Origin of the sequence: Aeromonas sp. S19(2024), assembly GCF_041402625.1 — a bacterium.
In the GTDB taxonomy this organism is placed as follows: domain Bacteria; phylum Pseudomonadota; class Gammaproteobacteria; order Enterobacterales; family Aeromonadaceae; genus Aeromonas; species Aeromonas caviae.
Genome location: NZ_JBGLQU010000009.1, coordinates 117,212 through 140,493 on the forward strand (window position 1 = coordinate 117,212; position 23,282 = coordinate 140,493).

The 23,282-nt window shown below is 65.3% G+C and carries 19 protein-coding genes; 4 read left to right on the plus strand and 15 right to left on the minus strand.

The window, feature by feature from the left end:
- Window positions 1-184: 184 nt before the first annotated feature.
- Window positions 185-586, plus strand: coding sequence for a hypothetical protein (locus ACB037_RS16745; RefSeq protein ID WP_042014589.1), 402 nt, complete (start codon window positions 185-187; stop codon window positions 584-586).
- Window positions 587-601: 15 nt separating this feature from the next.
- On the opposite strand, the gene dmeF is transcribed toward ACB037_RS16745, so the two are convergent.
- Window positions 602-1,543, minus strand: a complete 942-nt coding sequence (gene dmeF, locus ACB037_RS16750) for a CDF family Co(II)/Ni(II) efflux transporter DmeF (protein ID WP_371175624.1) — start codon at window positions 1,541-1,543, stop codon at window positions 602-604.
- Window positions 1,544-1,614: 71 nt separating this feature from the next.
- Between dmeF and ACB037_RS16755 the strand changes: the two genes are divergently transcribed.
- Window positions 1,615-1,890 (plus strand): metal/formaldehyde-sensitive transcriptional repressor, encoded by a 276-nt coding sequence (locus ACB037_RS16755; protein WP_041214512.1) that lies wholly within the window; start codon window positions 1,615-1,617, stop codon window positions 1,888-1,890.
- 28 nt (window positions 1,891-1,918) lie between these two features.
- Here ACB037_RS16755 and bcsC read toward each other — a convergent pair whose 3' ends face one another.
- From bcsC to bcsG, 7 genes are read right to left on the minus strand one after another with little or no spacing between them, the layout of a single operon-like run.
- Window positions 1,919-5,359, minus strand: a complete 3,441-nt coding sequence (gene bcsC, locus ACB037_RS16760) for a cellulose synthase complex outer membrane protein BcsC (protein WP_371175625.1) — start codon at window positions 5,357-5,359, stop codon at window positions 1,919-1,921.
- Window positions 5,344-6,453, minus strand: a complete 1,110-nt coding sequence (gene bcsZ / locus ACB037_RS16765; protein WP_371175626.1) for a cellulose synthase complex periplasmic endoglucanase BcsZ — start codon at window positions 6,451-6,453, stop codon at window positions 5,344-5,346. Before bcsZ ends, bcsC begins: the two co-directional genes overlap by 16 nt.
- Window positions 6,454-6,456: 3 nt before the next feature.
- Window positions 6,457-8,682, minus strand: a complete 2,226-nt coding sequence (bcsB, locus tag ACB037_RS16770) for a cellulose biosynthesis cyclic di-GMP-binding regulatory protein BcsB (protein WP_128274219.1) — start codon at window positions 8,680-8,682, stop codon at window positions 6,457-6,459.
- Window positions 8,679-11,246: a UDP-forming cellulose synthase catalytic subunit gene (bcsA, locus tag ACB037_RS16775; protein ID WP_371175627.1), complete on the minus strand. Its 2,568-nt coding sequence runs from the start codon at window positions 11,244-11,246 to the stop codon at window positions 8,679-8,681. The genes bcsB and bcsA overlap by 4 nt, the downstream gene beginning before the upstream one ends.
- Window positions 11,243-11,905 (minus strand): cellulose biosynthesis protein BcsQ, encoded by a 663-nt coding sequence (bcsQ, locus tag ACB037_RS16780; RefSeq protein ID WP_010672843.1) that lies wholly within the window; start codon window positions 11,903-11,905, stop codon window positions 11,243-11,245. The genes bcsA and bcsQ overlap by 4 nt, the downstream gene beginning before the upstream one ends.
- The gene (bcsR, locus tag ACB037_RS16785; RefSeq protein WP_010672842.1) at window positions 11,902-12,126 is read right to left on the minus strand and encodes a cellulose biosynthesis protein BcsR; all 225 of its coding nucleotides are present in this window, start codon (window positions 12,124-12,126) and stop codon (window positions 11,902-11,904) included. The genes bcsQ and bcsR overlap by 4 nt, the downstream gene beginning before the upstream one ends.
- A 14-nt stretch (window positions 12,127-12,140) precedes the next feature.
- On the minus strand, window positions 12,141-13,787 hold the full coding sequence (bcsG, locus tag ACB037_RS16790) for a cellulose biosynthesis protein BcsG (RefSeq protein WP_371175628.1): 1,647 nt from the start codon (window positions 13,785-13,787) through the stop codon (window positions 12,141-12,143).
- 392 nt (window positions 13,788-14,179) lie between these two features.
- Here bcsG and ACB037_RS16795 point away from each other — a divergent pair, with 392 nt between their 5' ends.
- The gene (locus ACB037_RS16795) at window positions 14,180-15,376 is read left to right on the plus strand and encodes an amino acid aminotransferase (protein ID WP_102949194.1); all 1,197 of its coding nucleotides are present in this window, start codon (window positions 14,180-14,182) and stop codon (window positions 15,374-15,376) included.
- 58 nt (window positions 15,377-15,434) lie between these two features.
- The gene (locus tag ACB037_RS16800; RefSeq protein WP_042014579.1) at window positions 15,435-16,367 is read left to right on the plus strand and encodes a LysR family transcriptional regulator; all 933 of its coding nucleotides are present in this window, start codon (window positions 15,435-15,437) and stop codon (window positions 16,365-16,367) included.
- Window positions 16,368-16,383: 16 nt separating this feature from the next.
- Here the strand turns inward: ACB037_RS16800 and ACB037_RS16805 are convergent, their stop codons facing one another.
- From ACB037_RS16805 to ACB037_RS16835, 7 genes are all read right to left on the minus strand, one after another.
- A complete protein-coding gene (locus tag ACB037_RS16805; protein ID WP_371175630.1) occupies window positions 16,384-16,707 on the minus strand; it encodes a DUF1820 family protein in 324 nt (107 codons plus the stop codon).
- 117 nt (window positions 16,708-16,824) lie between these two features.
- Window positions 16,825-17,673 (minus strand): YjjW family glycine radical enzyme activase, encoded by an 849-nt coding sequence (locus ACB037_RS16810; protein WP_371175637.1) that lies wholly within the window; start codon window positions 17,671-17,673, stop codon window positions 16,825-16,827.
- 37 nt (window positions 17,674-17,710) lie between these two features.
- On the minus strand, window positions 17,711-19,237 hold the full coding sequence (locus tag ACB037_RS16815; RefSeq protein WP_371175631.1) for a YjjI family glycine radical enzyme: 1,527 nt from the start codon (window positions 19,235-19,237) through the stop codon (window positions 17,711-17,713).
- Between the two features lie 122 nt (window positions 19,238-19,359).
- Entirely contained in the window at window positions 19,360-19,695 is a 336-nt protein-coding gene (locus ACB037_RS16820; RefSeq protein WP_261998820.1) for an AzlD domain-containing protein, read from the minus strand.
- 2 nt (window positions 19,696-19,697) lie between these two features.
- On the minus strand, window positions 19,698-20,411 hold the full coding sequence (locus ACB037_RS16825) for an AzlC family ABC transporter permease (protein WP_049635962.1): 714 nt from the start codon (window positions 20,409-20,411) through the stop codon (window positions 19,698-19,700).
- A gap of 121 nt (window positions 20,412-20,532) precedes the next feature.
- On the minus strand, window positions 20,533-21,009 hold the full coding sequence (locus ACB037_RS16830; protein ID WP_029313677.1) for a murein L,D-transpeptidase family protein: 477 nt from the start codon (window positions 21,007-21,009) through the stop codon (window positions 20,533-20,535).
- A gap of 399 nt (window positions 21,010-21,408) precedes the next feature.
- The gene (locus ACB037_RS16835; protein ID WP_371175633.1) at window positions 21,409-23,259 is read right to left on the minus strand and encodes a M3 family metallopeptidase; all 1,851 of its coding nucleotides are present in this window, start codon (window positions 23,257-23,259) and stop codon (window positions 21,409-21,411) included.
- Window positions 23,260-23,282 lie beyond the last annotated feature (23 nt).

The following is a 23,282-nucleotide window of genomic DNA, read 5'->3' on the forward strand; positions in this document are numbered from 1 at the left end:
GGGAATTGCCGTAAATGTGAGCGGATGGGCAAAAAAAACCAATCCGCATCAACAAGATAACGTTTTCATAACGAAAACTCGATCGCGCTCACAGACCTGGCACCGCTTTCGGCCCATACCAGCGGAAAGAGGGGAGCGAGTGACGAAATCAATGTCCAATCAAATGGATAGAGGGGGCTGGGTGATGAAACGGATTGAGGAGCAGGCCAGGCGGCTGGACCAGGAGTATCAGGGCATTGCCCAGTTGTTCGATCAGTTCTGCCAGCAGGCCGGCGTGCTCGCCGAACGCTATCACTTCTTCAACTGGCCGGATTATGAAGAGAGCCCGCCCCTCGCCCGCGCCTTCACCCTGCTGGGGGAACCACGGGAGCTGCGGCTGCGCTGTCAACCCGGCGAGGGGGGTTCCCTGAACGGCCTCCTCCAGGTGTGTGGCGAGGAAGGCAAGGTCCACGCCAGCCTGGGCTTTCGTGCCGACGGCCACCTGCTGCTGGAGCCGGGCCGCCTGCTCGACGACCCGCCGGGACTGCTGCTGAGGCTGATGCTGGGCTCCCTCTGGCAGGATCAGGGGAGCGAGCCTCCCCGCTGACCCCCGCCAGGGGCGTCAGTCGGCAGACACTTCGATGGTCAGGTGCACCAGCTCCTCGTGGATGGCGAGGCGCTCGCGGATCGCCTGTGCCGGGACCGGGGTCGCCATCTGCAACGACATCGCGGCGGCATACTGCATCTGCCCCACCCGCCAGACGTGCAGATCGCGGATCTCGGTGCCAGGCAGCTCGGCAATCACCTCGCGGATCTCGTCCACCAGGGGCGCATCCATCTCCGCATCCAGCAAGACGCGCCCGGTATCACGCAGCAGCCCCCTGGCCCACACCGCCACCAGCACGGCCCCGGCGATGCCCATCAGGGGATCCAGCCAGTCCGCCCCCCACAACATGCCTCCCACCAGCGCCAGAATCGCCAGCACCGAGGTGGCCGCGTCCGCCAGCACGTGGAGGTAGGCGGCACGCAGGTTGAGATCCTGATGGCTGTGGTGGTGATCGTGCGAGTGGTCGTGATGACCGTGATGGTGGTCGTGACCATGGTGATGGCCGTGATCGTCCCTGAGCAGCCAGGCACAGGCCAGATTCACCAGCAGGCCCAGCAGGGCAATGCCGATCGCCTGCTGATAATGGATGGGGCTGGGGTCCAGCAACCTGGCCACCGACTCGAACAGCATCAATCCCGCCACCCCCACCAGCAGCAGGGCGCTGCTGAAGCCCCCCAGCACCTCTATCTTCCAGGTACCGAAGCTGAACCTGTGATCCCGCGCGAAGTGGCGGGCAGCGCGATAGGCCAGCACCGAGAGGCCGAGGGCCAGGGCATGGGAGCTCATGTGCCAGCCGTCGGCCAGCAGCGCCATGGAGTTGTAGAACCAGCCGCCACCGATCTCCGCCACCATCATGACGACAGTGAGCAGCACGGCCCAGCGGGTCTTCTGTTCGGCCAGGGGATTCCCTTCGTGGACGACGGGGTGGTGGCAGTGGGATGAGGCGAGGGATGGCATGGATTTCTCCTGAAAACGAGGATGCTATATACTATACCCCAGTATAGTTTTATTGATCGAGAGGATCCTGCATGTCACACACGGTTCACGACAAGAAGAAGTTGCTGGCACGGGTCAGGCGCATCAAGGGGCAGACCGGCGCCCTGGAGAGCGCTCTGGAACAGGAAACAGACTGCGCGGCCATCCTGCAGCAGATCGCCGCCATCCGCGGCGCCGTCAACGGCCTGATGCTGGAGGTGCTGGAGGGGCACATGCGCGAGCATCTTGGCGCCGAGGAGGCGACCCATGCCGAGCGGCTGGAGGATCTGGATCAGGTGGTGAGGGTACTGCGCTCCTATCTGAAATAAGGGCGCCCGGTGATGACGGGCGCCTCTGTCAGTCGAAGTCCGCGTAGGGAGTGAGAGGCCTTGGCGGCATGTCGAGATCCCCTTGCCAGGGCTTGAAGGTGTAGCGCAGGAACAGGGTGACATGGCTGGGGGCATAGTCATCCGCCTGCTGGATGTCCACCCGGCCACCGATGCGCCAGTGCTCCGTCAGCCTGTGTTCCACCATGCCATTCAGGGTGTAGCCGAATCCACTGCTACTGCCCCCTTTCACAGGCGCATTTCTGTCTGGCAAACCGGCGGGCAGCAGGCCTTCCAGCGGGTAGCGACGGCTGTCGTCGGTTCGGGCGTAGGACCAGGATCCCGATCCCCCCAGCTCCCACGACCAGTCCGGGGTACGCTGCCGGTAGCTGACCGGCACCGAGAGCGAGAAGTACCCCTGCGGGCTGTAATAACCCCCCTGCCCCAGGGTATAGCCCCCCAGATCCTGCTGGTAGTGCCACAGCATGGTGCTGAGCCCCACGCTGGCACGGCGATGGGTCTCGTTGACGAACTTGTAATAGCCCCCTCCCATGAGCCGGGTGCGCCAGTTGTCGGGCACATTCTTACCGGTCAGCAGGTGCTGCTGGGCGCTGCCCCAGAACCCGACTGCCCCTCCCAGATCCCGGCTGAGATCGAGGCGGATCCCGTTCGCCCGCACCCCGCCCCAGCTGATGCCCGTGCCCGGATCCACCGTTCCCCCATAGGAGAGCAGCGAGCTGCTGACGGGCCGACGCGAGAGGGTCATTCCCCACCCCAGCGTGTGCCAGTCACCGGTCAAGGTGGCACCACCAACCCAGTCCACCACCTCGAAACCGAGGGGCGTGGTCCCCAAATCGAACGCCCAGGCCCCCCGCTGCCAGCCTGCCGCCAGGGTGGTCCCCCGGCTCTGCTGGTGCGCGGCCCCGCGGCAGTCCCTGGCCGCACAGGTACCGAACTGCGCCCGGTAAGGGGAGTCCGGCAGATCTCCGGCATCCATGTCGACCAGTTCAAGGCGGCCGAAGGCGGTACCACCGGCCAGCGGCGTATCCAGTTGCGCCATCTGGGTCAGCGCCCGCAGATCCGAGTAGCCCCCGGTACCGCTGGAGCCCCAGTAATCGCTGTCCAGGGAGAAGGTGGTCTGGCTCTGCCGGTAGTGCCTGTCGAGATCGCTGCGCAGGCCGGATGCCAGCCACCCCTCCCCATCCTGACTGCGTGCCAGCCGGGTCAGCTCGCCCCCCTCCAGATCCTCGCGGGGGGCCAGACCTGCGGCCACCAGCCCCTTGCGATCCCGCACCAGAGCCCCTTCCACATCATGCTCGGCAGCGCGCTGGCGGGCGGCATCGCGCCAGAACAGCGCCGTCTGCTGGGAGGCCGGTTGCATCGCCACCAGGGGTTCGTAGTCGGTGAAGATGGCGCGGGCTGTCTCGCCCTCTCCCAGCGCCTGATAGAAATTGGCTACCCGGCGGTAGTAGTTGGCCCCCTCCGGGGGCAGCGGGCTGACCGGCCAGGCGGGCAGCCAGTGACGGGCCTTTGCCAGATCGCCCCTGGCCTGGGCCAGTTCGGCCATGCCAAGCCTGGCCTCGGGCTGTTGCGGCGTGCGGGCAAGCACCTCCTGATAGCGCTGCTCCGCCAGTGCATAGGCCCCCCGATCCGTGGCCCACTCCGCCAGCATCAGGCTCACCTCTTCATCCGGCTGCAACGGCTGAAGCAGGCGTTCGGCCCCCTCATCATCCCCGGCCTCGTGACTCGCCCTCGCCCTGGCGAGCACCTCGTCACGGGCGAGGCGCCGATCCAGCGCATCCATGTCCTGTGTCCAGCCGGACCTAGGGATGGCGGCCAGCACCCCTCTCGCCTCCACCGTCTTGTCCTGCCCCGAGAGATAGAGGGCGGTGGCGTAGCGCAGGGTGGCATCCTGCGGGTGCGCCGCCAGCCGTTCCCGCAAGAGCCGCTCCCCGCTCCCGGCTTCCCCGAGGCGGGCCCGGGTATCGGCCACTCGATAGGCCAGCCACACCTCTTCCGGGGTCAGCGCGAGTGCCTGCTCGCGAAGGCGCAGCGCCGCCGCCACCTTGCCGGCCCGATCGAGCTGATCGGCCTCCTCCTGCAACAGCCCGGCCTTAAGCCGCCGCCCTTCGGCCTGCATCCCGGGGGTGCCCTGCTGCTCCAGCAGGGCCAGGGCACGCGCCGGATCCTGCTCCTTGTAGAGATCGAACAGGCGGGCCAGTGCCCGCTCCCGCGCGCTCCCCATGGCGAGCGCCTTGCGGTAGGCGGACTCCGCGTCGGCATCGCGATGGCGGCCACGCTCGCTGTCTCCGAGCCCCAGCCAAGCTTCGGGCTCACGCCCATCCTGGGCGATGGCACGGCGATACAGGGTCGCCGCCTCATCCCACTGCTCCCGTTCCAGGGCGCTGCGCCCCTGGCTCACCAGCAGCCAGTAGCGGTTGGTGGCCAGCAGGCTGCGCCATTTGTCCTTGTCGGTCACCTCGGGGTGTGCCAGCACCCGTTCAAACTGGGCGATGGCCAGCGCTCGCTGATCGTTGCGGGAGTAGGCCTGCCCCAGGGCCCCCATGAGTTCGGGATCCCCCGGGTTGGCAGCCAGGGCACGCTGCAAGCGGGAGATGGATGCACCACCTCCCGCCGTGCTTGCGAGCGCCGACTGGCGTGCACGATAGGCAGGCGAGGCCCACTTCTCCTCCTGGGTAGCGAGCAGCTGTTCCGCCTTGGTGGTATCCCCCTCGCCAAAGAGCACCATGTACTCCTGCAAGGCAGCGATACTCCCGGGCCCTATGGACAGGGATTCGATGTCCGCGAGCCAGATCTCGGAGGCCTCGTCCCGCTGATAGGGGTCTCGCGCCATCTCGCGCAACAGGTTCTGCGCCCCCTGGCGCCGACCCTCCGCCAGATAGAGGCGAGCCAGCCCGCCCCGCACTCTGGGCTCACCCGGATATTGCCGGTTGAGTGCCTCCAGGGCCGCCAGCCCCTTCGCCTTCATGGCCGGGATCCGTGTCTGCAACAGGGCATAATCCACCGCCACGTCGAGATTGGGGGGAAGATCACCGGAGAACAGGGAGCGATAGAGACGCTCGGCCTCCTCCAGCCTGCCGGCGCTGGTCAGCAGCCTGGCTTGTTGCAGTTGCTGGCGCCTGGCCGGTTCGTTCAGGGCCAGGTTGGCCATGCCCTGACGATAGAGCGCAGAGTCGGGGTCTTGCTTGCCAAGGCGGGCCAGCAGTGCCCCGGCCTCCTTGACCTTGCCCTGGCGCAGGGCCTGACGGGCCTGGGCTGCCAGCAGCTCCGGATGATCAGGCTCCACCAGGGAGAGGGAATAGAGGCTGTTGCTGACGAGATCTTCCCGCCCACGGGCCTCGCCAATCCTGACCTGCTCCAGCAGCCAGGCCACCGGCTGTACCATCCCTTGCGCCAGGGCTCCGCTCATCAGGCAGGCGAGCAGGCACCCCAGGGTCACTCTGCCTGACATGACTCGCTCCAATCCGGCTGCAGGGTACCGTCGGCGGCAAAGCGATAACGCCCCTGATCCCAGCCTGCGCCGAACAGGGTCAGCACGCTGCCGTAGTAGGCATTCACATCCAGCCCGTGATCGGAGACCTGCTTGCGCAAGGTGACCTGCGCCGGCAAGCCCCGTGACAGGGGCAGAAGGGCGGCGGCAAAGCCGCTCGGGCCCTTGCCCTGAACCTGTCCACTCAGGCTGGAGACCCGCTCGGGAAGCTGACCCGATTCGGTCAGCTGCGCCAGCATGGGGGCAAAATGGGCCACCAGGGAAGCCCTGGCGGGATCCTCCTCGCTCAACATGCCGAGCCAGAGATAGACGCGGATGGCGTCATAGCCACCGGTGTCGCCCTTGTCCGCCGTCACCTGCCATCCCTTGTCGGCCTGCCAGTCCACCCAGTCCGGGGCAAAGCCACGGGGCGCACTCTCCTGCAACAGCTTGGGCAAGAGGGCCCGCATCTCGCCCCAGGGCCCCTGGAAGGAGGCGAATCTGGCCAGCAGTTGTGGAGGCAGATAGCTGGGATTGAGGGTCCAGCGTCCCTCCCCCTCATAGCCTTTCGCCCCGGGCAGCAACACGGGGCCGAGACCCGGCAGCGTGGCGACCTCTTCCCGGGCGATGCGGCGCAGCAACAGGGTGCCGAGGGCAGAGTAGCTGTGGTTGTCCCACAGGCGACCTGCCTCCAGCAGGCTGTAGGCTATCCAGAGATCCGAATCGGACGCGCTGTTCGCGTCCAGCACGCCCCAGTTGCCGTCCTGCTGCCTGCCCCAGAGCCAGGATGGCAGGAAGCCGGTCAGATCCCCGCGGGCGAGCTGCCGCTCCGTCCAGTCGAGCAGGCGGGCAAAGGTTTCCCTGTCATCGTTGACCAGGGCGAAGAAGAGGGCATAGCTCTGGCCTTCCGAGGTGGTGATGCGGCGCCCGTCGGCAGGATCGATGACCCTGCCCTCTTCGCTGATGTAGTGCTGGCGAAAGTGATCCCACTCCGGCCAGTGGCAGACGGCCTGCGCCGGGAGGGAACAAAGGGCCCAGAGGAGCAGGGCACCACAGACATTTTTCATCTGAGTCATCTCTTAATCTTCCTTCAGACGGCGGCGGCTGGCACTGGCAAGCAGCACCCGCAGGCCCCAGCCCAGTACCAGCATGCAGAGCAGGGTCAGCCCGGCAAGACGCACCGGATAACGGGCAAACAGTTGCCAGAGACGCTCCCACCACGGCAGGTAGCCCACCTCGTAGCGATCCCCCACTACCAGGCTCTTCACCCCGGATTCCCGGATGATGGCCACCGAGCCCGCCACCTGATCGCGCAGGGTACGGGTCTGCAGAGCCTCATTGAGCAATGTGACCCCCGCCGGTCCATCCGCCAGCAAGGCCACCAGGCTGCGCTGATCATGGGTCGGCGATTGCAGCCCCAGGATGACGGCGATGGCCCGGTTGCCCGTCATGCCCACCCGGGCCTGGGGCTGGCGATCGGCCATGGTGTGCAGCAGATCCCCCTTGTGCTGGCGGGTTGGCTCGTTGACCCAGCTGCGCGTGGATTGCAGCAGGGCGTCGGGAGCCAGATCCCCTCGAAACTCCTCCGGCAGGGTGCCGATGAGCAGGGTATCCCGATCCGCGGTGCGCGCCCGCTCCCAGTCGTCCAGAACCTGCAGGGAGAGCGCCGGATACCCGGTCTCGGCCCCGATGGCACCGACGGCATCGAGCAAGGTGGTGATCTGCCCGGGATGGGGTCTGGCCGGCATGACAATCTGGGTGTCGGCGAGATCCGCCATCCGGCTGAACGGGAAGCCGGCATAGGCGAACGCCTTGAGGTCGGGCATCTCGATGAAGTGGCGATAGCCGGTGAAGTCGATGGTGGAGCCCTCGTCAATGCGTACCTGATGGGCAGGCGGCATCACCAGGTCGCAACGGCCATCCTCCGTTCCTCCCATGTATTGCTGGGCATACTCGAACGAGAAGCTCAGGCTGTTGGCCTGGGTGGTCTTGAGCCCGGGCATGCGCAGCGCCATGGTGTCGCCGTCGTCGGCAAACCAGAGCGGCAGAGTCAGCAACCGCTCACTCTTGACCTCGCCGGGCTCGAGCGTGAACGACTTCATGAGCTGGCCGTTGACCCCCACATCCAGCCGGGAACCGTCGCGCAGGGTGGGCGAGGTGTGGTGATACTTCAGCTCCGTCCTGATGCCGTTCTCCCCCAGCAGATAGAGATCCGGCGGCAGGCGCAGCGTCAGGCTCATGGGCCACAGCGTGCGTCCCGTTGCCTGCAACTGGCCCGGGTACTCCGTGAGCTCGTCAAAGCGCATCTTGCGATCCAGTCGCACCCAGTTCGGGGCGTCGTAGGGTTGACGCGGGGAGAGCGGCTTCACCTCGTCCACCATGACGCTCTGACCACGCAGCATGACATCGCCTCGCGCCAGCCCCTGCACCGCCGTCAGCAGATCCTGCTGATCCCGCCCCAGGATCAGCAGCAGCTTCACATAGGGGTTGTCGGGGGAGCTGATCATGTCGATGGTGGGCCCCTTCACCTCGGGATAGTCCACCAGGAAATCGGGACGCGCGTCATTGGTGGCAAAGATCACGGCGTTGCGATCCGGCAACTGGTTGATGAGCACCGGGAAATGCTGGCCCCGCCACTGGGCCTTGGTGCCGAACCAGGAGGCCAGCACCGCCGCCGCCTGCTGCTGCTCCGGGGGCACTGAGCCCGTGAACACCATGGGCAGAGTCAGCTTGCCATTGTCCCGCACGTCGAGGAACGGCATGGGGAAGAAGGAGAGCTCGTTGCGCACCGGCAGGGTCTGCAACTGCAGGGTCAGCTTGCTGTCCCGGTTGACGTTGAGCCAGAGGGTATCGCTCGCCGGGTTCTCGCACACTTTCTGATAGTGGCCGACGAAGCTCACCTTGAGGCGGTTGAAATCCTTGGCATAGCGGGGATCCAGCTCGATGCTGGCATGGGTCATCGTCCCCATCTGATCCTGGTTGAGGGCCGTCACCCCCATCAACTCGTCATTGAGATAGACCTTGACCTGGGAGATGAGCGGCAGCAGGGAGGGCGATGGCGTGAAGTTCAGGTCCAGGGTGGCCCGGGTCACCACCTCGTCCCGCCGTACGGTGAAGTCGGCCAGTCCGTCTGGCGCATTGCCGCGCAGGGACAGGGTGCCTGGCGATGATGCCATCTGTTCGAAGCTCATCCCCTGGGTGCGCACCGGAGCGGGAACAGGCGGCAGGGGGCCGACGGCCTCGGCGGCGGTCGCACCCTGCGCCATCAGCAGGAGAGGAATAAGGTAGCGTTGTGGTTTCATCATCCTTTCACTGTCTGTGAGGTCGGAGTCCCGGCCCGGAAATCTGGGGAGACGCGACGGGGAACGAAGGAGAGGAGCCAGCGAGCCAGCTTCTCGAGGAGGATACAAACAAAGCCGATGGGTGAGGTACGGGCCAGACGCCAGTAAGCCCCCCAGCCGAGCAGGGTAATGTCGAGCAGGCTGTGGAGGGGGCGATCCTTGCCCAGACGCTGCTGCCACAGGGACCAGGTATCGGCCCGGGCGAAGGTGCACTGGATGAACTCGACATGCTGCGCCTGCGCCATGGGCTCCAGCTCCAGTCCCAGCTTGCAGCCGAACACCCGCTGCACCTTGGCGGCGAACGCCTGCTCCCGCTGGTCATGGCGCAGCAGCAACCAGACCCTCTCCTTGTCGGCCAGGGGTAGGGGCGCCTCGAGCAGCACCCCGACCCCCCCGTTGGAGTAATCCCTGACGGTACAGGGGTAGAGGTGACCGTTCGCCAGCCTGATGGCCGCCGGCATCACCATCTCCACCCTGGGGTTGGCACGGACCTGCCGCGACTCGAAGGCCACCGCCAGGGCGCCGCCCAGTATGGTCATGTTGTAGAGGGTCCAGATCATGCTGAGGATCAGGGTCGGCACCTCGTCGGCAGGGCCGGTGCCGATGCGCCAGAGACCGAACCCCAGCCCGCACAGATTGAGCAGGATCAGCAGCAGATAGGGGCGGGAGACCGACAGATCGAGGAACACCTCCTCCGTCATCCCCCCCTTGGCAGTCACGTTGAACGTCCCCTTGTGGGGTGCAAAGAGCGCCACCGTGGTCGGCCTGGCGATGTACCAGGCCAGCACCGTCTCATAGACCTCGCCCCAGAAGGAGTGGCGCACCTTGCCCTGCAACCGGGAGTTGGTCAGGGCGCTGTGGAAAATGTGCGGCAACATGTAGAGGGCGATGGCCGCCGCCGGGGCATAGATGATGTAGGCGTGCAGGATCAGGAAGGCAAGCGGCGCCGTCAGGAAGATGAGCCTCGGTATGCCCGAGAGGAAATGCAGCATGGCATTGAAGTAGCACAGCCGCTGCCCCAGCTTGAGCCCCTTGCCGAAGAGGGGGTTGTCCAGACGCAGGATCTGCACCATGCCGCGCGCCCACCGGATGCGCTGACCGATGTGGGCAGAGAGGCTTTCGGTGGCCAGCCCCGCCGCCAGCGGGATCCGGATATAGGCCGAGGTGTAGCCGAGGCGGTGCAGCCGCAGGGAGGTGTGGGCATCCTCGGTGACCGTCTCCACCGCGATGCCGCCGATCTCGTCAAGGGCAGTGCGCTTGATGACGGCGCAGGAACCGCAGAAGAAGCTGGCGTCCCACATGTCGTTGCCATCCTGCACCAGGCCGTAGAAGAGGGCCCCCTCGTTCGGCATCTTGCGAAACCGTTGCAGGTTGTGTTCGAACGGATCGGCGGAGAAGAAGTGGTGGGGGGTCTGGACCACGCCCAGACGGGGATCCCGGTAGAACCAGCCCACCGTCATCTGCAGGAAAGAGCGGGTCGGCAGGTGGTCACAGTCGAAGATGGCGACCAGATCCCCGGTGGCCATCTTGAGGGCGTGATTGATGTTGCCCGCCTTGGCGTGCTCATGGGTCGACCGGGCCACATAGCGGATCCCGGCCTCCTCGGCGAAGTCGCGAAACGCCGCCCGCCCCCCGTCGTCAAGCAGCCAGATGGTCAGCTTGTCGGCGGGCCAGTCGAGCCCCATGGCGGCGTAGACAGTCCCCTTCACGATGGCGAGATCCTCGTTGTAGGTGGGGAGCATCAGATCCACGCTGGGCCACTGGGCCGGATCCGCCGGCAGTTGTGCCGGAGGGCGGTGCAGGGGCCATGCGGTCTGCCAGTAGCCGAGCAGCAGCACCAGCCAGGCATAGGTCTCGGCGGCCAGCAGCAGCAGGCCGCAGGCCAGGCTGACGGGGTCGAACCAGTCGAGGGTCGAGGTGTAGCGCCACCAGATGTAGCGGCAGGAGATGGTGAGGGAGAGCACCATCATCATCAGCATGGGATAACGGCCCGGCACGGCGCGCAGGATGAAGGCCATGGCCGCCAGCAGGAGGACGAACACCAGCTGCGCCTGCAGGGTGAACGGCTGGGTGACGCAGAGCAGGGAGAGGCTCCCGGCCACCACGCAGAGCAGCACGCTCTTCCAGCGTGCCTCGCGGGGCGTGGCCCTGGCGGCGGCCAGCCCTTTCTCCTCCTGACGGGCCAGGAAGGCACCGAGAGTCTGAGTGCCCCGGTGCCAGAGCCGTTGCCAGAAGGCAGGCCAGCGCAGAGGGATGGGCTGTGGGCGACGCACTATCATCCAGAGGCTCTGCAACAGAACGCGCAGGGGATCCCCCACCCGGGGGTGCGTCAGCTGGGGATAGAGCCCCCGGGCATGGCCCAGCACCCATTGCCAACCATGACGCTCGAGGGGGAAGAGAGCCCAGGCCAGCAGCCAGCCCAGGGTCAATGCGGCCGCCCCCGGGCGGGAAGCCCCCCGCTCGCGCAGTGCGCGATAGCGCTGCGAGCACCAGAGGCCCGCAGCCGGCGTCAGCAGCCGCACTCTCATCGGGGCGCCTCCCCCTCTGCCAGACACCAGGTCGCCAGGGCGGCCAGCTCGTGGGCAACCAGACTGGTGGGGGCATAGCGGCCGACCGGCAGCTTGGCGGCCATGGCCTCCGCCATGGCTTCGTCCCTGTGCAGATGAAGATTGAGCAGAGGGAGCCCCCCTGCCAGCCAGAGATCCAGCAGCCCCTGCTGCAGGGCCCGCTGGCTGGAGAACTGGGTCACCAGCAGACGCTCATCGGCCGCCCAGGGGTGGCGGTGAAGCCGCACATGGCAGTTGGCATCCGCATTGACCACCAGCAAGCGCCTGCAGGGGATGACGGGGGCCATGCCCAGGGGCAGATCCAGCAGCACCAGATCATAGCCATCGATCCCCGCCAGCCACTCGGCCGACGCCCCCTCTCCCCCGCCATGGGAGAGCAGATCCAGTCCCTCCTCCCGGCGGTGAAGCGCACCTCGCCACTCCCGCGCCGGCTGGGTCAGCCGGCTCCAGCCTCCCGGATCGTCATGGGGCAGGCCAAGGTGGATGCCAAGCTGGTTGTCCGGGCAGAGATCCACCGCCAGCACCCTTGCCCCCTGCTCATGGGCAGCCTGGGCCAGTCCGGCCACGATGGCGGTGGTCCCCACGCCTCCCCGGATCCCCTGCAGGGCGATCACCTTCATGCAGACCTCCCCTCGCCAGTCCCCTCGGGCCCTTTCACTGCCACCTCCGCCAGCAGGGGGAAGCGTGCGCACAAGGCGGCGAGCCGCTCCCTGGCGGCAATATCCTGATAGGAGAGGCTGACACCAAAGGCCTGCTGGACCATGGCCACGTCATTGATCACCGTGCCCTCCACCGGTACGCCGAAGGGGGTCTGCATGTCTGATTGCCGTTCGCTGCGCATCGTCACTTCCGGTCTCATTGGGGATAGGGGACCCAGTCCCCCTGCCCCAGCTTGATGTGGTACTTGCCCTGATATTCGATCACCACCGAGCCCTGGTTCTCGGACACCGACGGGGTCTGCGGCAGGTCGCCCAGCAGGGCATCCCAATCAATGGCCTCGCTCCCGAACACATCCCTCCCCACCAGCCTGGAGACCAGTTCTGATACCGCCAGGAAGCTGCTGGGGGTGTCCACATTGCGGGTCGCCTCGTGGGGCGCCTTGGTACCGAGCAGGGCAACCCCCACCGGCACCTGGGTGATGCTCGGGCTGGGAATGTCCCGCAGCCCGGCCATCTGCATCTTGTCGCCGGTGAGAGCGGCGCCGTGCTCAGGCACCATCACCACGACCACCTTGCGGCCGGATTGCTCCAGCGTCGTCATGAAGTCGTCCAGCTGATCCAGCAGGGTCTTGAGCCTCTCCTTGTAGGGCGCTATCTGGCGGCTCGCCACATAGCGGTTGCCATCGTGCAGGGCGATGAGGTTGAAGAAGGTGACGTTGCGTGCCGCCTGACTCTGTGTCCGCTCGTTCAGCCAGCGGCCGAACAGGGCATCCCCGCGATAGATGGGCTCCCCATCGAAGGAGGCGAGATCATGGGCCAGTCCCTTCTTGTCCATGGGGGTCACATCCAGCCCGGCATACTGCTGCAGGCCGGTCAGGTAATTGCCAAAATCCCCCGAGTGATCCATGGCCACCTGTTTGGCAAAGCCGAGCTGGGCCAGGTTCTCGAACAGCAGACACTGCTTCGGCGCCGTCACATAGAGCCCCTGGTGGCTGGTCTGCCCGCAACTGGCCCGCAGCAGGCGAATGGAGCTCGGGCCGCTGTAGGAGGTGGCGGAGTTGAAGCGGTTGAAGCGAATGTCGAAGTGGGACCAGACCGGATGCCCGCTCAGGCCGCTCGCCTCCACGTCATGCCAGGCCAGGGAGCAGACATTGATGATGAGCACATCGAAGGGGGTCGCCTGGGCTGGCAGGCTCTCCGGGAAGTGCACCAGTCTCTCCTGCTCCTCCCGATAGAAGTCATCGAGATAGGCGTTGAGGTTCTCGTTGGTCGGCGGGGCACTCTGGTCAAGCTGCTCCTCCATGGGCAGCACTGAAGAGCGGGTCTCCTCCCGGGACGTGTTCAGGGCATGCTCGCTCGTCCCCTTGCTGCTCGCGAAGGGATTGCTCACCTGGGGCGAGACCCAGAGCCAGAGCAGCGCCAGCAGGATCCAGGGGGTGAAGCGCAGCCACTGGGCGATGAAGAGGTAGAGGGTCAGCATCACGAAGCCGATACCCACCATCTCCCAGTTGATGAAGCGCCCGAGCAGCTCCAGCCAGTAGTCCAGGGTGAAGGAGAAGACCTGGCTGCCCTGATCGAGAATGCTCTCTATCCCCGGCAACCAGGTGTCGTGATAGAAGATCCCTACCCCGATGGGCAGCGCCAGCCAGTGCCGGAGGCGCCGCAGCCCCGCCCCGGGCAGGGGAAAGATCAGGAAGGCGGCAAACACCAGGTTAATCAGCGGGTGAAAATTGAGGTAGCCCGCCCAGAGCAGGGCGAACTTGGCAAGAAAATAGACATTCCAGCCACCCAGGCCGTGCCAGTCCAGCCAGGGAGAATCGGCATCAGAAACGTGTCGGGTCATCGGCGATGAGTCACCTGTTATCGTGGGCCCCCCGAAGGGGTCGGGCACACTGCAATGGTTGTCAAAAGAATAGCCTGACTATTATGCAACTATTAATTTGTCTCAGGTGGCGCTGAACCTGACTCCCCCGGGTGGGTGTAAGGGGAATGAGAGGGGCCGTATGTATCCATATATTATCCAAACGATCCCGATAAGGCAGCCTTCTCTGACAAAATGGGGGGAACGTGCAGACGGGATGCAGGATCCTGACAAGGGCCCCGCGCTTACCACTGCGACAGACTTTGTCAGCCCTGTCGCCATCTCGAACAACTTGAGGCCACCTCTGGATTGCGCCATCATATCGGCCCGGCTGATGGCCGGCCGAATTGGACAGTCAACTTCAAGGACCCCCCATGTTTGAACACGTCGATGCCTATGCTGGCGACCCCATACTGACGCTAGTCGAGACCTTCCATAAAGATACCCGCGAGCAGAAGGTGAACCTGGGGATTGGCCTCTATTACGACGAGCAGGGCCGCATTCCGCTGCTGCCGTCGGTGCAGCAGGCCGAAGCGCAGCGCGCCGCTGCCCCGGCCCCGCGCCCCTACCAGCCGATGGAAGGCGCCGCCAACTACCGCACCGCGGTGCAGCACCTGCTGTTTGGCGCCGAGCATGAAGCGGTCAAGGCGGGTCGCATCGCCACCATCCAGACCATCGGCGGCTCCGGCGCCCTGAAGATCGGTGCCGATCTGCTCAAGCGCTACTTCCCGACATCCGAGGTGTGGGTCAGCAATCCCACCTGGGACAACCACAAGGCGATGTTCGAGGGGGCCGGCATCAAGGTGCACGACTACCCCTATTACGATGCGGCCACCGGCGGCGTGCAGTTCGACGCCATGATCGACTGCCTGAGCAGCCTGCCTGCGAAAAGCATCGTGCTGCTGCACCCCTGCTGCCACAACCCGACCGGGGTGGATCTCTCCCGTGCCCAGTGGGACCAGGTGATCGCCCTGGTGGTCGAGAAGAACCTGATCCCCTTCATGGACATCGCCTATCAGGGCTTCGGTGACGGGCTGGAAGAGGATGCCTATGCCATCCGCGCCATGGTGGCCGCCGGTGTCAGCTTCTTCGTCAGCAACTCCTTCTCCAAGAACCTCTCCTTCTACGGCGAGCGCTGCGGCGGCCTGTCGGTCATCTGCCAGGATGCCGAAGAGGCGAGCCGGGTGCTCGGCCAGATGAAGGCCACCGTGCGCCGCAACTACTCCAGCCCCCCCACCCACGGCGGCCAGATCACCGCGGCTGTGATGAGCCAGCCCGAACTGCACGCCATGTGGGTCGGTGAGGTGACCGAGATGCGCACCCGCATCAAGGCCATGCGCCAGAAGCTGTTCGAGGTGCTGAGTGCCAAGGTGCCGGGCCGCGACTTCAGTTACTTCATCAACCAACGCGGCATGTTCAGCTACACCGGCTTCACGCCGGAGCAGGTGGACCGCCTTCGGGAAGAGTTCGCCGTCTACCTGGTGCGCTCCGGTCGCATGTGCGTGGCGGGCCTCAACAGCCGCAACGTCGACTACGTGGCCGACGCCATGGCCGCCGTGCTCAAGGGCTAAGCCCGCAAGCCCCGCTCAGGCGGGGCTTTTCGTTTGTCCCCTTGCCCGTGGAACCGTGATGGATCTCATTGCCCTCTCCCGCCTCGGCGGTCGCCACCTGGTGACCCTGCATCTGCTGCTCGACACCCGCAGTGTCACCCGCAGCGCCGAGCGCCTCTGCACCACCCCCTCCACCGTCAGCAAGACCCTCAACCAGTTGCGCGAACTGCTGGGGGATCAACTGCTCTACCGCCAGGGCAACCAGTTGCTGCTGACCCCGTTTGCCGAACGCCTCGGCCCGACGCTGCGCCGCCTGCTGGGGGAGCTCAACGGCCTCACCAGCCAGGAAGGATTTGCCCCTGCCAACTGGCAGGGGGAGCTGAACCTGGCGATGCGGGAGAGCAGCATGATCTGGCCCATGGGGGCCGTACTGGGTCAGTTGATGCAGGAGGTGCCGGGGCTGATGCCCGTCGTGCGTAACAAGGACGAGCAGGGACTGGCTGCTCTGGCGGCGGGCAAGCTCGACTTCGTGATCCTGCCCCACGATCAGAGCCAGCCCGGGGTCAATCAGCCCGGCCTCGTCTGGGAAACCTTGCGGGAGGACGAGCTGGTCTGCCTGATGCGCGCGGATCATCCGGCGTTGACGCGCCCCTGGGATCTCGATGCCTACCTGAGCTGGCGCCACATCGCCATTCGCGATCAGGAGCTGGCCGATCCCTTCTTCGAGCAGAGTCTGGCCCAGCGCCAGGTACGGCGCAGACTGGGGGCCACCCTGCCGGATTTTGGCAGCGCCGCCGCCCTGCTGCGCCAGAGCGATCTCATTCTCACGGCCGTGAAGGGCTGGGCTACCCGGGCTTGTACCCAGGGGCTGGTGAGCCGCCCCGTTCCCTTCGATTACGGCGCCGTGACCCACAGCCTGGTGTGGTATGGCCCCCTGGGGGAAGATCCCGCCCTGCGCTGGTTCCGTCAGCGCATCCTGCAACTGGCCCGGGAGCTGGACGCCCCACAATGATGCCTGGTGGCAGGACTCAGGGCTTCTTGGTATAGATGGGGCCTGGGAAAGAGGTGACGTTGTTGCCCAGTTCGGTGATGCGGGCGGCCCCCTGCTTGCGCACCTGATCGACCCGCAGCACTTGGTGCATGGGAATAAGGGTGCGGGTGACGTCGGCAAATTCGCTCTTCAGCTTCTCGTGGCTGGGGTCGACAATGAGCGCCGTGTGGTTGTCCCACACGAAGTGGGCGATCTCGATGAAGCCAAACAGCTGGCCCTGATTCACCTCTCTTACATAGACTTCGTAACGCTCGCTGTGACAAATGAACTGCACTCGATAAAGGGCGTTGGATTCACTCATGGGTATCTGTTGGTGATGGACGGTTTGCCCATTCTAGCCGTCCCCTCGGACAGCCCCTATAGACAGAGTTCACAGTTGCGTCATATCGGGTCTCAGCATCCCGACGTGCCGCAGAGCTCAGATCGCAGGCAGCATCACCGACCCAAATCCCTTGGCCTTCAATGCGTTGGCAAGCACTGTCAGGTCAGCCGACCCGGCTTCTGGCCATGACAGCGCCTCCCCTCGCACCCCGTGGTGGCGAAAGCCGTTGAGGCGGATGGGCACGGGCCCCAGCGACAGCAAGAAGGCCGTCAACGCCTCCTCCAGCGCGCCGGTGGCATCGAGAAAATCGCTCCGCCCCGGCACCAGCAGCAGCCGCACCTCCGCCAGCTTGCCCGCCTGCGCCAGCAGTTGCAGCGATGCCAGCACCCGCTCGCGGCCCCGCCCGGTCAGGGCCAGATGCACAGGCTCGCGCCACCCCTTGAGGTCTATCATGGCGCCGTCCAGCACCGGCAACAGCCGCTGCCAACCCGTTTCACCCAGGGATCCGTTGCTGTCGAGCAGGCAGGTGAGACGGGCCAGATCCGGCGCAGCCTTGATGGCCGTGAACAAGGCGATCACGAACGGCAACTGGGTGGTCGCCTCCCCGCCGGAGACGGTGATGCCGGTGAGCAGCGGGCCATAGCGGCGCAGCAGGGCCAGCACCTCGGCCACCGACATCTGGCGCGTCTTGGGGGTGGCGTGGCGAGGGCAGACATCGAGGCAACGGTCGCAGTGGGTACAAAGCTCGGCTTGCCAGCTCACCCGCCCCTCCTGCATCGCCAGGGCTCCGCCCGGGCAACCGGGCACGCAGTCACCGCAGTGATCGCACAACCCCATGGTGTGGGGGTTGTGGCAGCCGGGGCAGCGGAAGTTGCAGCCCTGCAAAAACAGCACCAGCCGGTTGCCGGGGCCGTCCACGCAGGAGAAGGGCAGCCAGCGGCTCACCGTCGCCCTGAACTCGGCCCTCTTCTGCCTGCCGTTCTCAGTGCTCATTCAAGAGGGTCTCGATAGCCACCACCCGCGGTGTCCGCTGGCGAATGGCGGTCACTTCACTCGCCTCGGCACCAAGACAGGTGGTCTGCAGCCGCGACCCCTCCTCTGCGAAGCGTGCCACGTCGCTCTTGCGGATCATATAGCCGGTCACCCGCACCAGATCGCTGTCCGCCACGTTGGCGGTGAACTCGCGCATGCCGATGGCGAGCGCCCCCTTGCAGAGCTGCAGCAGTGCCTGCGGGTTCTGGCGGATGGTGAGATCCAGGGTCAGGATCTCGCTGATCCCCGAGTGGTAGTAGCCGTGGTGCGGCGCCAGCGCCAGCACATGGCTGGCCGGATCCGGCTCCTGCCCGTAGGGAATCCGCACTCCCGGGGTCACCGCCACATCGATGCTGAGGCCGCCCTGTGAGTGCAGCAGAGCGTGCCCACCCCAGGCATGGGCCTGCGGCGTCGTAGTGACATATTCCGAAAGCTGGGCCGAGATGCGATAGCCAAGCTGATTTGCCTCTTCGTCGTGACCGTAGCGGCCCGGCAGATTCTCTTTATCCATCAAAATGTTGACCGCTTCCGCCATGCCGTAGATGCCGAACATGGGGACGAAGCGATCCTCATCCAGCAGCCCCTCCTTGACCAGGAAGCTGTCGAAGAAACCGGACTCCTCGTGCAGGAAGGCGGCGCGCACCGCGATCAGCTGGGACGTGAGACGGCAGTAGTGGGGCAGCAGACAGCCGAGGAAATCATCGATCCCCTGTGCCTGCTCGGCGACTCGCTTGAGGGAGATGCGCACCAGGGTGTTGGCGCCACCGGCCTGCGGCAGGGCGTTGTAGCAGCTGACGATGCCAAACCCACGCTGGTCGAAGGTATCGCGATGGATCGGGTAGTTGGCGATATGCGGCTTGCTGCACTCGGCGATATTCTTCACCGCCAGCAGCAGCAGATCGTCGGGAGTCTGCTCCGGATCGTGAAAGAAGGTGAGGTTGGGGGCCACCTGCTTGAGCTCGTTGTCGATGCGCAGGATCAGGCGGCAGATCCGGTTGTCGTCGGGGCCGATGTTGACGTGCATGAAGGCATCCGGCAGCACCCGATCCAGATAGATCCAGAAGGCCTTCAGCTTGCGATGGAGCGTTTCATCATCCAGCTCACCGACGAAGGGCAGCAGCAGGTGATCGAGGCGCCCCAGCCAGACCGGCATGCCGGTGACGGAAGGAACGTGGTGGTAGAGGATGCGCAGGGCATCGAGGGCCTCGTCGAAGTCCAGGGGGGGCGCCAGCTCCAGCCAGGCCGAGCCCTGGCGCAGAAACCGCTCGTAATCCGGCAGCACATAGCGCGGTTTGTGGGGAGCGTGTCCCTCGAACATGTCGCACAGCACCCCTTGTGCCATGGCATCCTGCACGGCGGCAGGCAACTCGGGGTAAGGCAACGCGTTTTCGGCGGCGAGCGCCAGGGCGTGGCTCTTCTGGGCCGGTGACAGCAGGGGGTCGCGCACGATGCGCTGGCAGGTTTCGGTGAAGGACATGGTTCACTCCGTGGCGGGTGGAACCAAAATCCTCACACTTGAGAGGCCTTTTTTGAAGTGACATTCCCAACAGGGCGGATATCCCATCAAGACATCCGCCATGCCGGATCACGGCACATCCTTCACCAGGGCCAGAACAGGGCCACGCCCCCCAGCCAGCGCAGCAGGAAGAAGCCCCCCATGCCGACGACGACCACCACCAGGGTAGGCAGGCGCAGCAGGGTCAGCACCGTCACCAGCAGGGTGGCGGCCAGGTAGTCCGGATCCCAGTCCAGCCCGTGATCGGGCTCATAGCTGAAGACGATGGGCAGCCAGATGGCGGTCAGCACCGACTGGGCCGAGAAGCTGAGGAAAGCCCCCATCTCGGCCCCCGGCTGATAGCGGGTCAACCGCGAGAAGAAGGCAAAACGGTTGAAGAAAGTGATCAGGGCCAGCAGCCCTATCATCAGCCAGCCCATGATCACCTCCTCATCCGGTGCAGCACATAGCCCACCACCATGCCGGCCAGGGCCGAGACGATGATGTGGATCTCCGCCAGCAGCGGCTTGGTGACGAGCGCCGTCCCGCCGCTCACCAGGGTGGCCGCCACCATGGGCAGGTTCTTCATGGCGGGGAGCGTCATGGCGATAAAGGTGGCGGCGATGGCAAAATCCAGCCCCATCTTGTCCAGCCCGTCAATGTACTGGCCGGCGGCGATGCCGAGCAGGGTCGCCAGGTTCCAGAACAGATAGAAGACAAAGCCCGCGATGAGCGCATAGGCGGGATTGAAGGCGCCGCTGCGCTCCCTGTCTTTCAGCGCCACCGCAAACATCTCGTCGGTCAGGAAGAAGGCGAGGCTGGCCCGCCAGCGCAGGGAGAGGGGCAGCACGTCGCGCCGGAAAGTGAAGCCATAGAGCAGATGCTGGGAGGTGATCACCATGGTGGAGCCCATGATGGGCAGCAGCGGCGTCCCCGCCCCAAACAAGGTGGTGGCCGAGAGCTGGGCCGCCCCCGCATAGACCAGCAGCGACATCAGCTGTGCCTGGAGCGGGCTCATACCCGCCTGAAGCGCCAGGGCGCCACACAGTATTCCCCAGGGGATGACGGAAATGGAGAGCGGGAGCATATCCAAGGTGGCACGCCACCAGAGCGCCCCCGTGCGCTCGGGCACAGGGAGGCGGGTTTCCGACATCATGGGATCATCCTTGTCACAGCCAATGCGAACCGGGAAAACTAGCACGGCGCAGGAGGCAGTGTCACGTCATGGTCTGCGACAAATGCAACGCCCGCATGAGAGCGGGCGTTGGCAGACAGGATCAGGGCTCGATGATGATGGGAGTGCCGGGCTCGATGGCGTTCCAGATCTCGTCCATCTCGTGGTTCAGCACCGCGATGCAGCCATTGGTCCAGTTGGACGGCTGCACCCTGCGATCCCCCAGGCTGTTGCGCTGGCCGTGGATCATGATCATGCCGCCCGGGTTCACACCCAGCTCGTTGGCGCGCTTGATGTCGTCCAGATTCGGGTAGTTGATGTGAATGGCCTTGTAGAACCCGGAGTTGCTCTTCTTGTAGTCCAGGGTATAGCGACCTTCCGGGGTACGCTGATCCCCCTCACGCTGCTTGTGTCCTTTGGGAGCCGGGCCCAAGGCAATCCAGTAGCGCTTCACTTCCTTGCCATCCTTCATCAGGGTCAGGCTGTAACTCGACTTCTTCACCACCACCATATCGGCGGACAGAGTGGCAAAACTCAACGCGGGCCATAGCCCCAGCAAACACAGCAATACGGCTCTCACTATCCATCCCTCTGCGAGCCTTCTGGGCTCTCTTGTTAGCAAATCATCTGAATGTCGCCACTCTCTGGTGGCGAGCGAGCGCCATGATATGGGATCGCCGTGAATACTCAATATATCGGGAGAAACATATCTATGGCCAGCGGGGGGGAAATGGCCGTCAACCCGCCATGCAGAGGCCCTGCCAAGGGCTGGGCGTCGTCTCTTGCCTGCAACCGGGCGCCTCAGCGCTGATCGTCAAGGCCTAGAAGATGGCGCAGGAAGAAAAACCAGCGGGTAGCGCCGTCAAGGACACTTGAGCCTGTCCACCCGCCAATCCCCAGCTGGCACCATGGGGTCAGGTCATCTCAGCCCACAAAAAAGAGCCCCTAATGGGGCTCTTTTGACTGTGCGATACCGGGCTCAGGTCAGGGTCACTGGTTCGGCGGCCTCAAGGCGCCGGATCCAGGCCTCGAAGTCTGCCAGCATGCGCGCCTCGGACTCGCTGTTGTCGGCGATGAGCTCGGCCCCGTGCACCACCCGGATATGGGCGTCGAGGGGCGTCCCCTCCCCTGCCGGTGGGCGCTGCCGCGCCGCCGCCATGCACGTCTGTGCCTGTTGCCACGCCTCGGCGGCACTCCGGTTGCACGCCTCTGCCAGCGGCACCGCACTGAACCCCTCGCCGGTGAGGCTCTGCAGCGTCTCGTCATGGGTCATGCCGTTGCCCGGCCCCCAGTAGTGGGCGGCCAGATCCGGTCCGATACGCGGGTTGTCGGTGAGGTAGCCGTCGCGTTTCAGGAAGTAGGCCCGGGTCTGCTCCACCGCCATCAGTGCCAGCAGATAGCCGTGATAGGCGCAGGCCGACTCCTGGTTCAGAAGGTGTGGGATGGCCAGCAGCGGGCGCGGGCTATCCACCCCCAGGATCTTGCGCTCCCACTTGCGGGCCAGGGCCAGCACGGCTGCCGGGGTGCGCTCGCTATCTGCCATGGCGTAGAGATCCCGCTCGAAGTAGGCCACCAGCGCGATCTGGCGCTCGTTGAAGGCGCGAAATGGCTGGCGCGCTTCAATCATGGCCTGGATAAGCGCATCGGGGATGGGTTCTCCCGCCGCGTTTCTGGCGTAGCGCTTGAGCCAGTCCGCGTCGTCCAGCAGGCTGTCGCAGAACATGGACTGGGTCTCGGCATAGGCCATGGAGGTGGGCGGAAACTCCTGGGAGAAGCAGGGCGCGTTGCCGGTGACGTTGGCAAAGTGCGCCGCGTGGCCTCCCTCGTGGAACAGGGTGTTGAGCCCACTCCAGCCGCTGCCCACCTGGGCCGGATTGGCCAGGCTGGTGAAATTGACCACCGCCGGCACCCACTCCCCATCCTGCCAGAAGCTCGGCACCGGGCCGTGACAGAAGCCGTTCTCGTATTTTCCCTCCCGGGTCAGCAGATCCAGGGTGAGGGTGGCACCGCGGTACTGGATGCCGAGCCGGCGGAAGCTCTCGACCCAATCCTTCAGCGCCCGGGAGAAGGGCACGTAAGGGTCGAGCTGGCGGGTCACGTCACCACTCACGCTGTAGCGCAGGTTGTGGGGCAGCAGGGCTGCTTCCCCCTTGGCCGCTTTCAGCTCCGCCAGACTCTGGTGCAAGCGGGCATCGGTGCGGGCGATGAAGTCGTCAAGAATGGCAAACAGCTGCTCCGGGCTCATCTGCTCGTTCTTGTGCACCTTGTAATCGAAGTAGTCGCGATAGCCCATGGCACGGGCAAAGCGGTTGCGCAGCGCGACGATGGCCAGATAGCCGTTGTCGACCACCCACTGCTCCAGGGTCTGGAACATGGCGAGCGCGCTCTGGCGCACCGCCTCATCGCTGCTGGCGGCCAGCGCCGTGCTGGCGGCGGGCAGACTGCCGGGCACCTGGCGGCCCTGCTCGTCCAGCAAGGTGAGCTTCAACCCCTTGCGACGGGCGAAGAGATCCGCCTCGGCGGCCACCAGCTCGTCCATCAGGGCGGAGGCACCGGGATCTTCGATGACGTTGCACTCGAAGAAGGCGATCCAGCCCCCCAGGCCGCGCCTGAGATCCGCCTCTTCGGCCTGGGCATGCATCTCCCGCAGCACCGGCAGGCGGTCAGGATCGGCACAAAATGCCTTGTAGGCCTGTTCGGCCGCGGTGAAGCCTGCTTGATCGTCGCTGGTGCCCATGTAGGTGGACCAGAACAGGTCCTCCTTGCGTCTGTGCACCTGCAGGTAATCGGCATTGAGCTGATTGAGATAATTCCTGGCAATAGAACTCATAACTTCCCTCTTGTTATGGGGCG

What these genes read in the sequence shown, in the direction of transcription:
- ACB037_RS16745 (WP_042014589.1), top strand. Translation starts at nt 185, where the DNA reads ATGAAACGGATTGAGGAGCAGGCCAGGCGGCTGGACCAGGAGTATCAG.
- dmeF (WP_371175624.1), bottom strand. Translation starts at nt 1,543, where the DNA reads ATGCCATCCCTCGCCTCATCCCACTGCCACCACCCCGTCGTCCACGAA.
- ACB037_RS16755 (WP_041214512.1), top strand. Translation starts at nt 1,615, where the DNA reads ATGTCACACACGGTTCACGACAAGAAGAAGTTGCTGGCACGGGTCAGG.
- bcsC (WP_371175625.1), bottom strand. Translation starts at nt 5,359, where the DNA reads ATGTCAGGCAGAGTGACCCTGGGGTGCCTGCTCGCCTGCCTGATGAGC.
- bcsZ (WP_371175626.1), bottom strand. Translation starts at nt 6,453, where the DNA reads ATGACTCAGATGAAAAATGTCTGTGGTGCCCTGCTCCTCTGGGCCCTT.
- bcsB (WP_128274219.1), bottom strand. Translation starts at nt 8,682, where the DNA reads ATGATGAAACCACAACGCTACCTTATTCCTCTCCTGCTGATGGCGCAG.
- bcsA (WP_371175627.1), bottom strand. Translation starts at nt 11,246, where the DNA reads ATGAGAGTGCGGCTGCTGACGCCGGCTGCGGGCCTCTGGTGCTCGCAG.
- bcsQ (WP_010672843.1), bottom strand. Translation starts at nt 11,905, where the DNA reads ATGAAGGTGATCGCCCTGCAGGGGATCCGGGGAGGCGTGGGGACCACC.
- bcsR (WP_010672842.1), bottom strand. Translation starts at nt 12,126, where the DNA reads ATGCGCAGCGAACGGCAATCAGACATGCAGACCCCCTTCGGCGTACCG.
- bcsG (WP_371175628.1), bottom strand. Translation starts at nt 13,787, where the DNA reads ATGACCCGACACGTTTCTGATGCCGATTCTCCCTGGCTGGACTGGCAC.
- ACB037_RS16795 (WP_102949194.1), top strand. Translation starts at nt 14,180, where the DNA reads ATGTTTGAACACGTCGATGCCTATGCTGGCGACCCCATACTGACGCTA.
- ACB037_RS16800 (WP_042014579.1), top strand. Translation starts at nt 15,435, where the DNA reads ATGGATCTCATTGCCCTCTCCCGCCTCGGCGGTCGCCACCTGGTGACC.
- ACB037_RS16805 (WP_371175630.1), bottom strand. Translation starts at nt 16,707, where the DNA reads ATGAGTGAATCCAACGCCCTTTATCGAGTGCAGTTCATTTGTCACAGC.
- ACB037_RS16815 (WP_371175631.1), bottom strand. Translation starts at nt 19,237, where the DNA reads ATGTCCTTCACCGAAACCTGCCAGCGCATCGTGCGCGACCCCCTGCTG.
- ACB037_RS16820 (WP_261998820.1), bottom strand. Translation starts at nt 19,695, where the DNA reads ATGGGCTGGCTGATGATAGGGCTGCTGGCCCTGATCACTTTCTTCAAC.
- ACB037_RS16825 (WP_049635962.1), bottom strand. Translation starts at nt 20,411, where the DNA reads ATGATGTCGGAAACCCGCCTCCCTGTGCCCGAGCGCACGGGGGCGCTC.
- ACB037_RS16835 (WP_371175633.1), bottom strand. Translation starts at nt 23,259, where the DNA reads ATGAGTTCTATTGCCAGGAATTATCTCAATCAGCTCAATGCCGATTAC.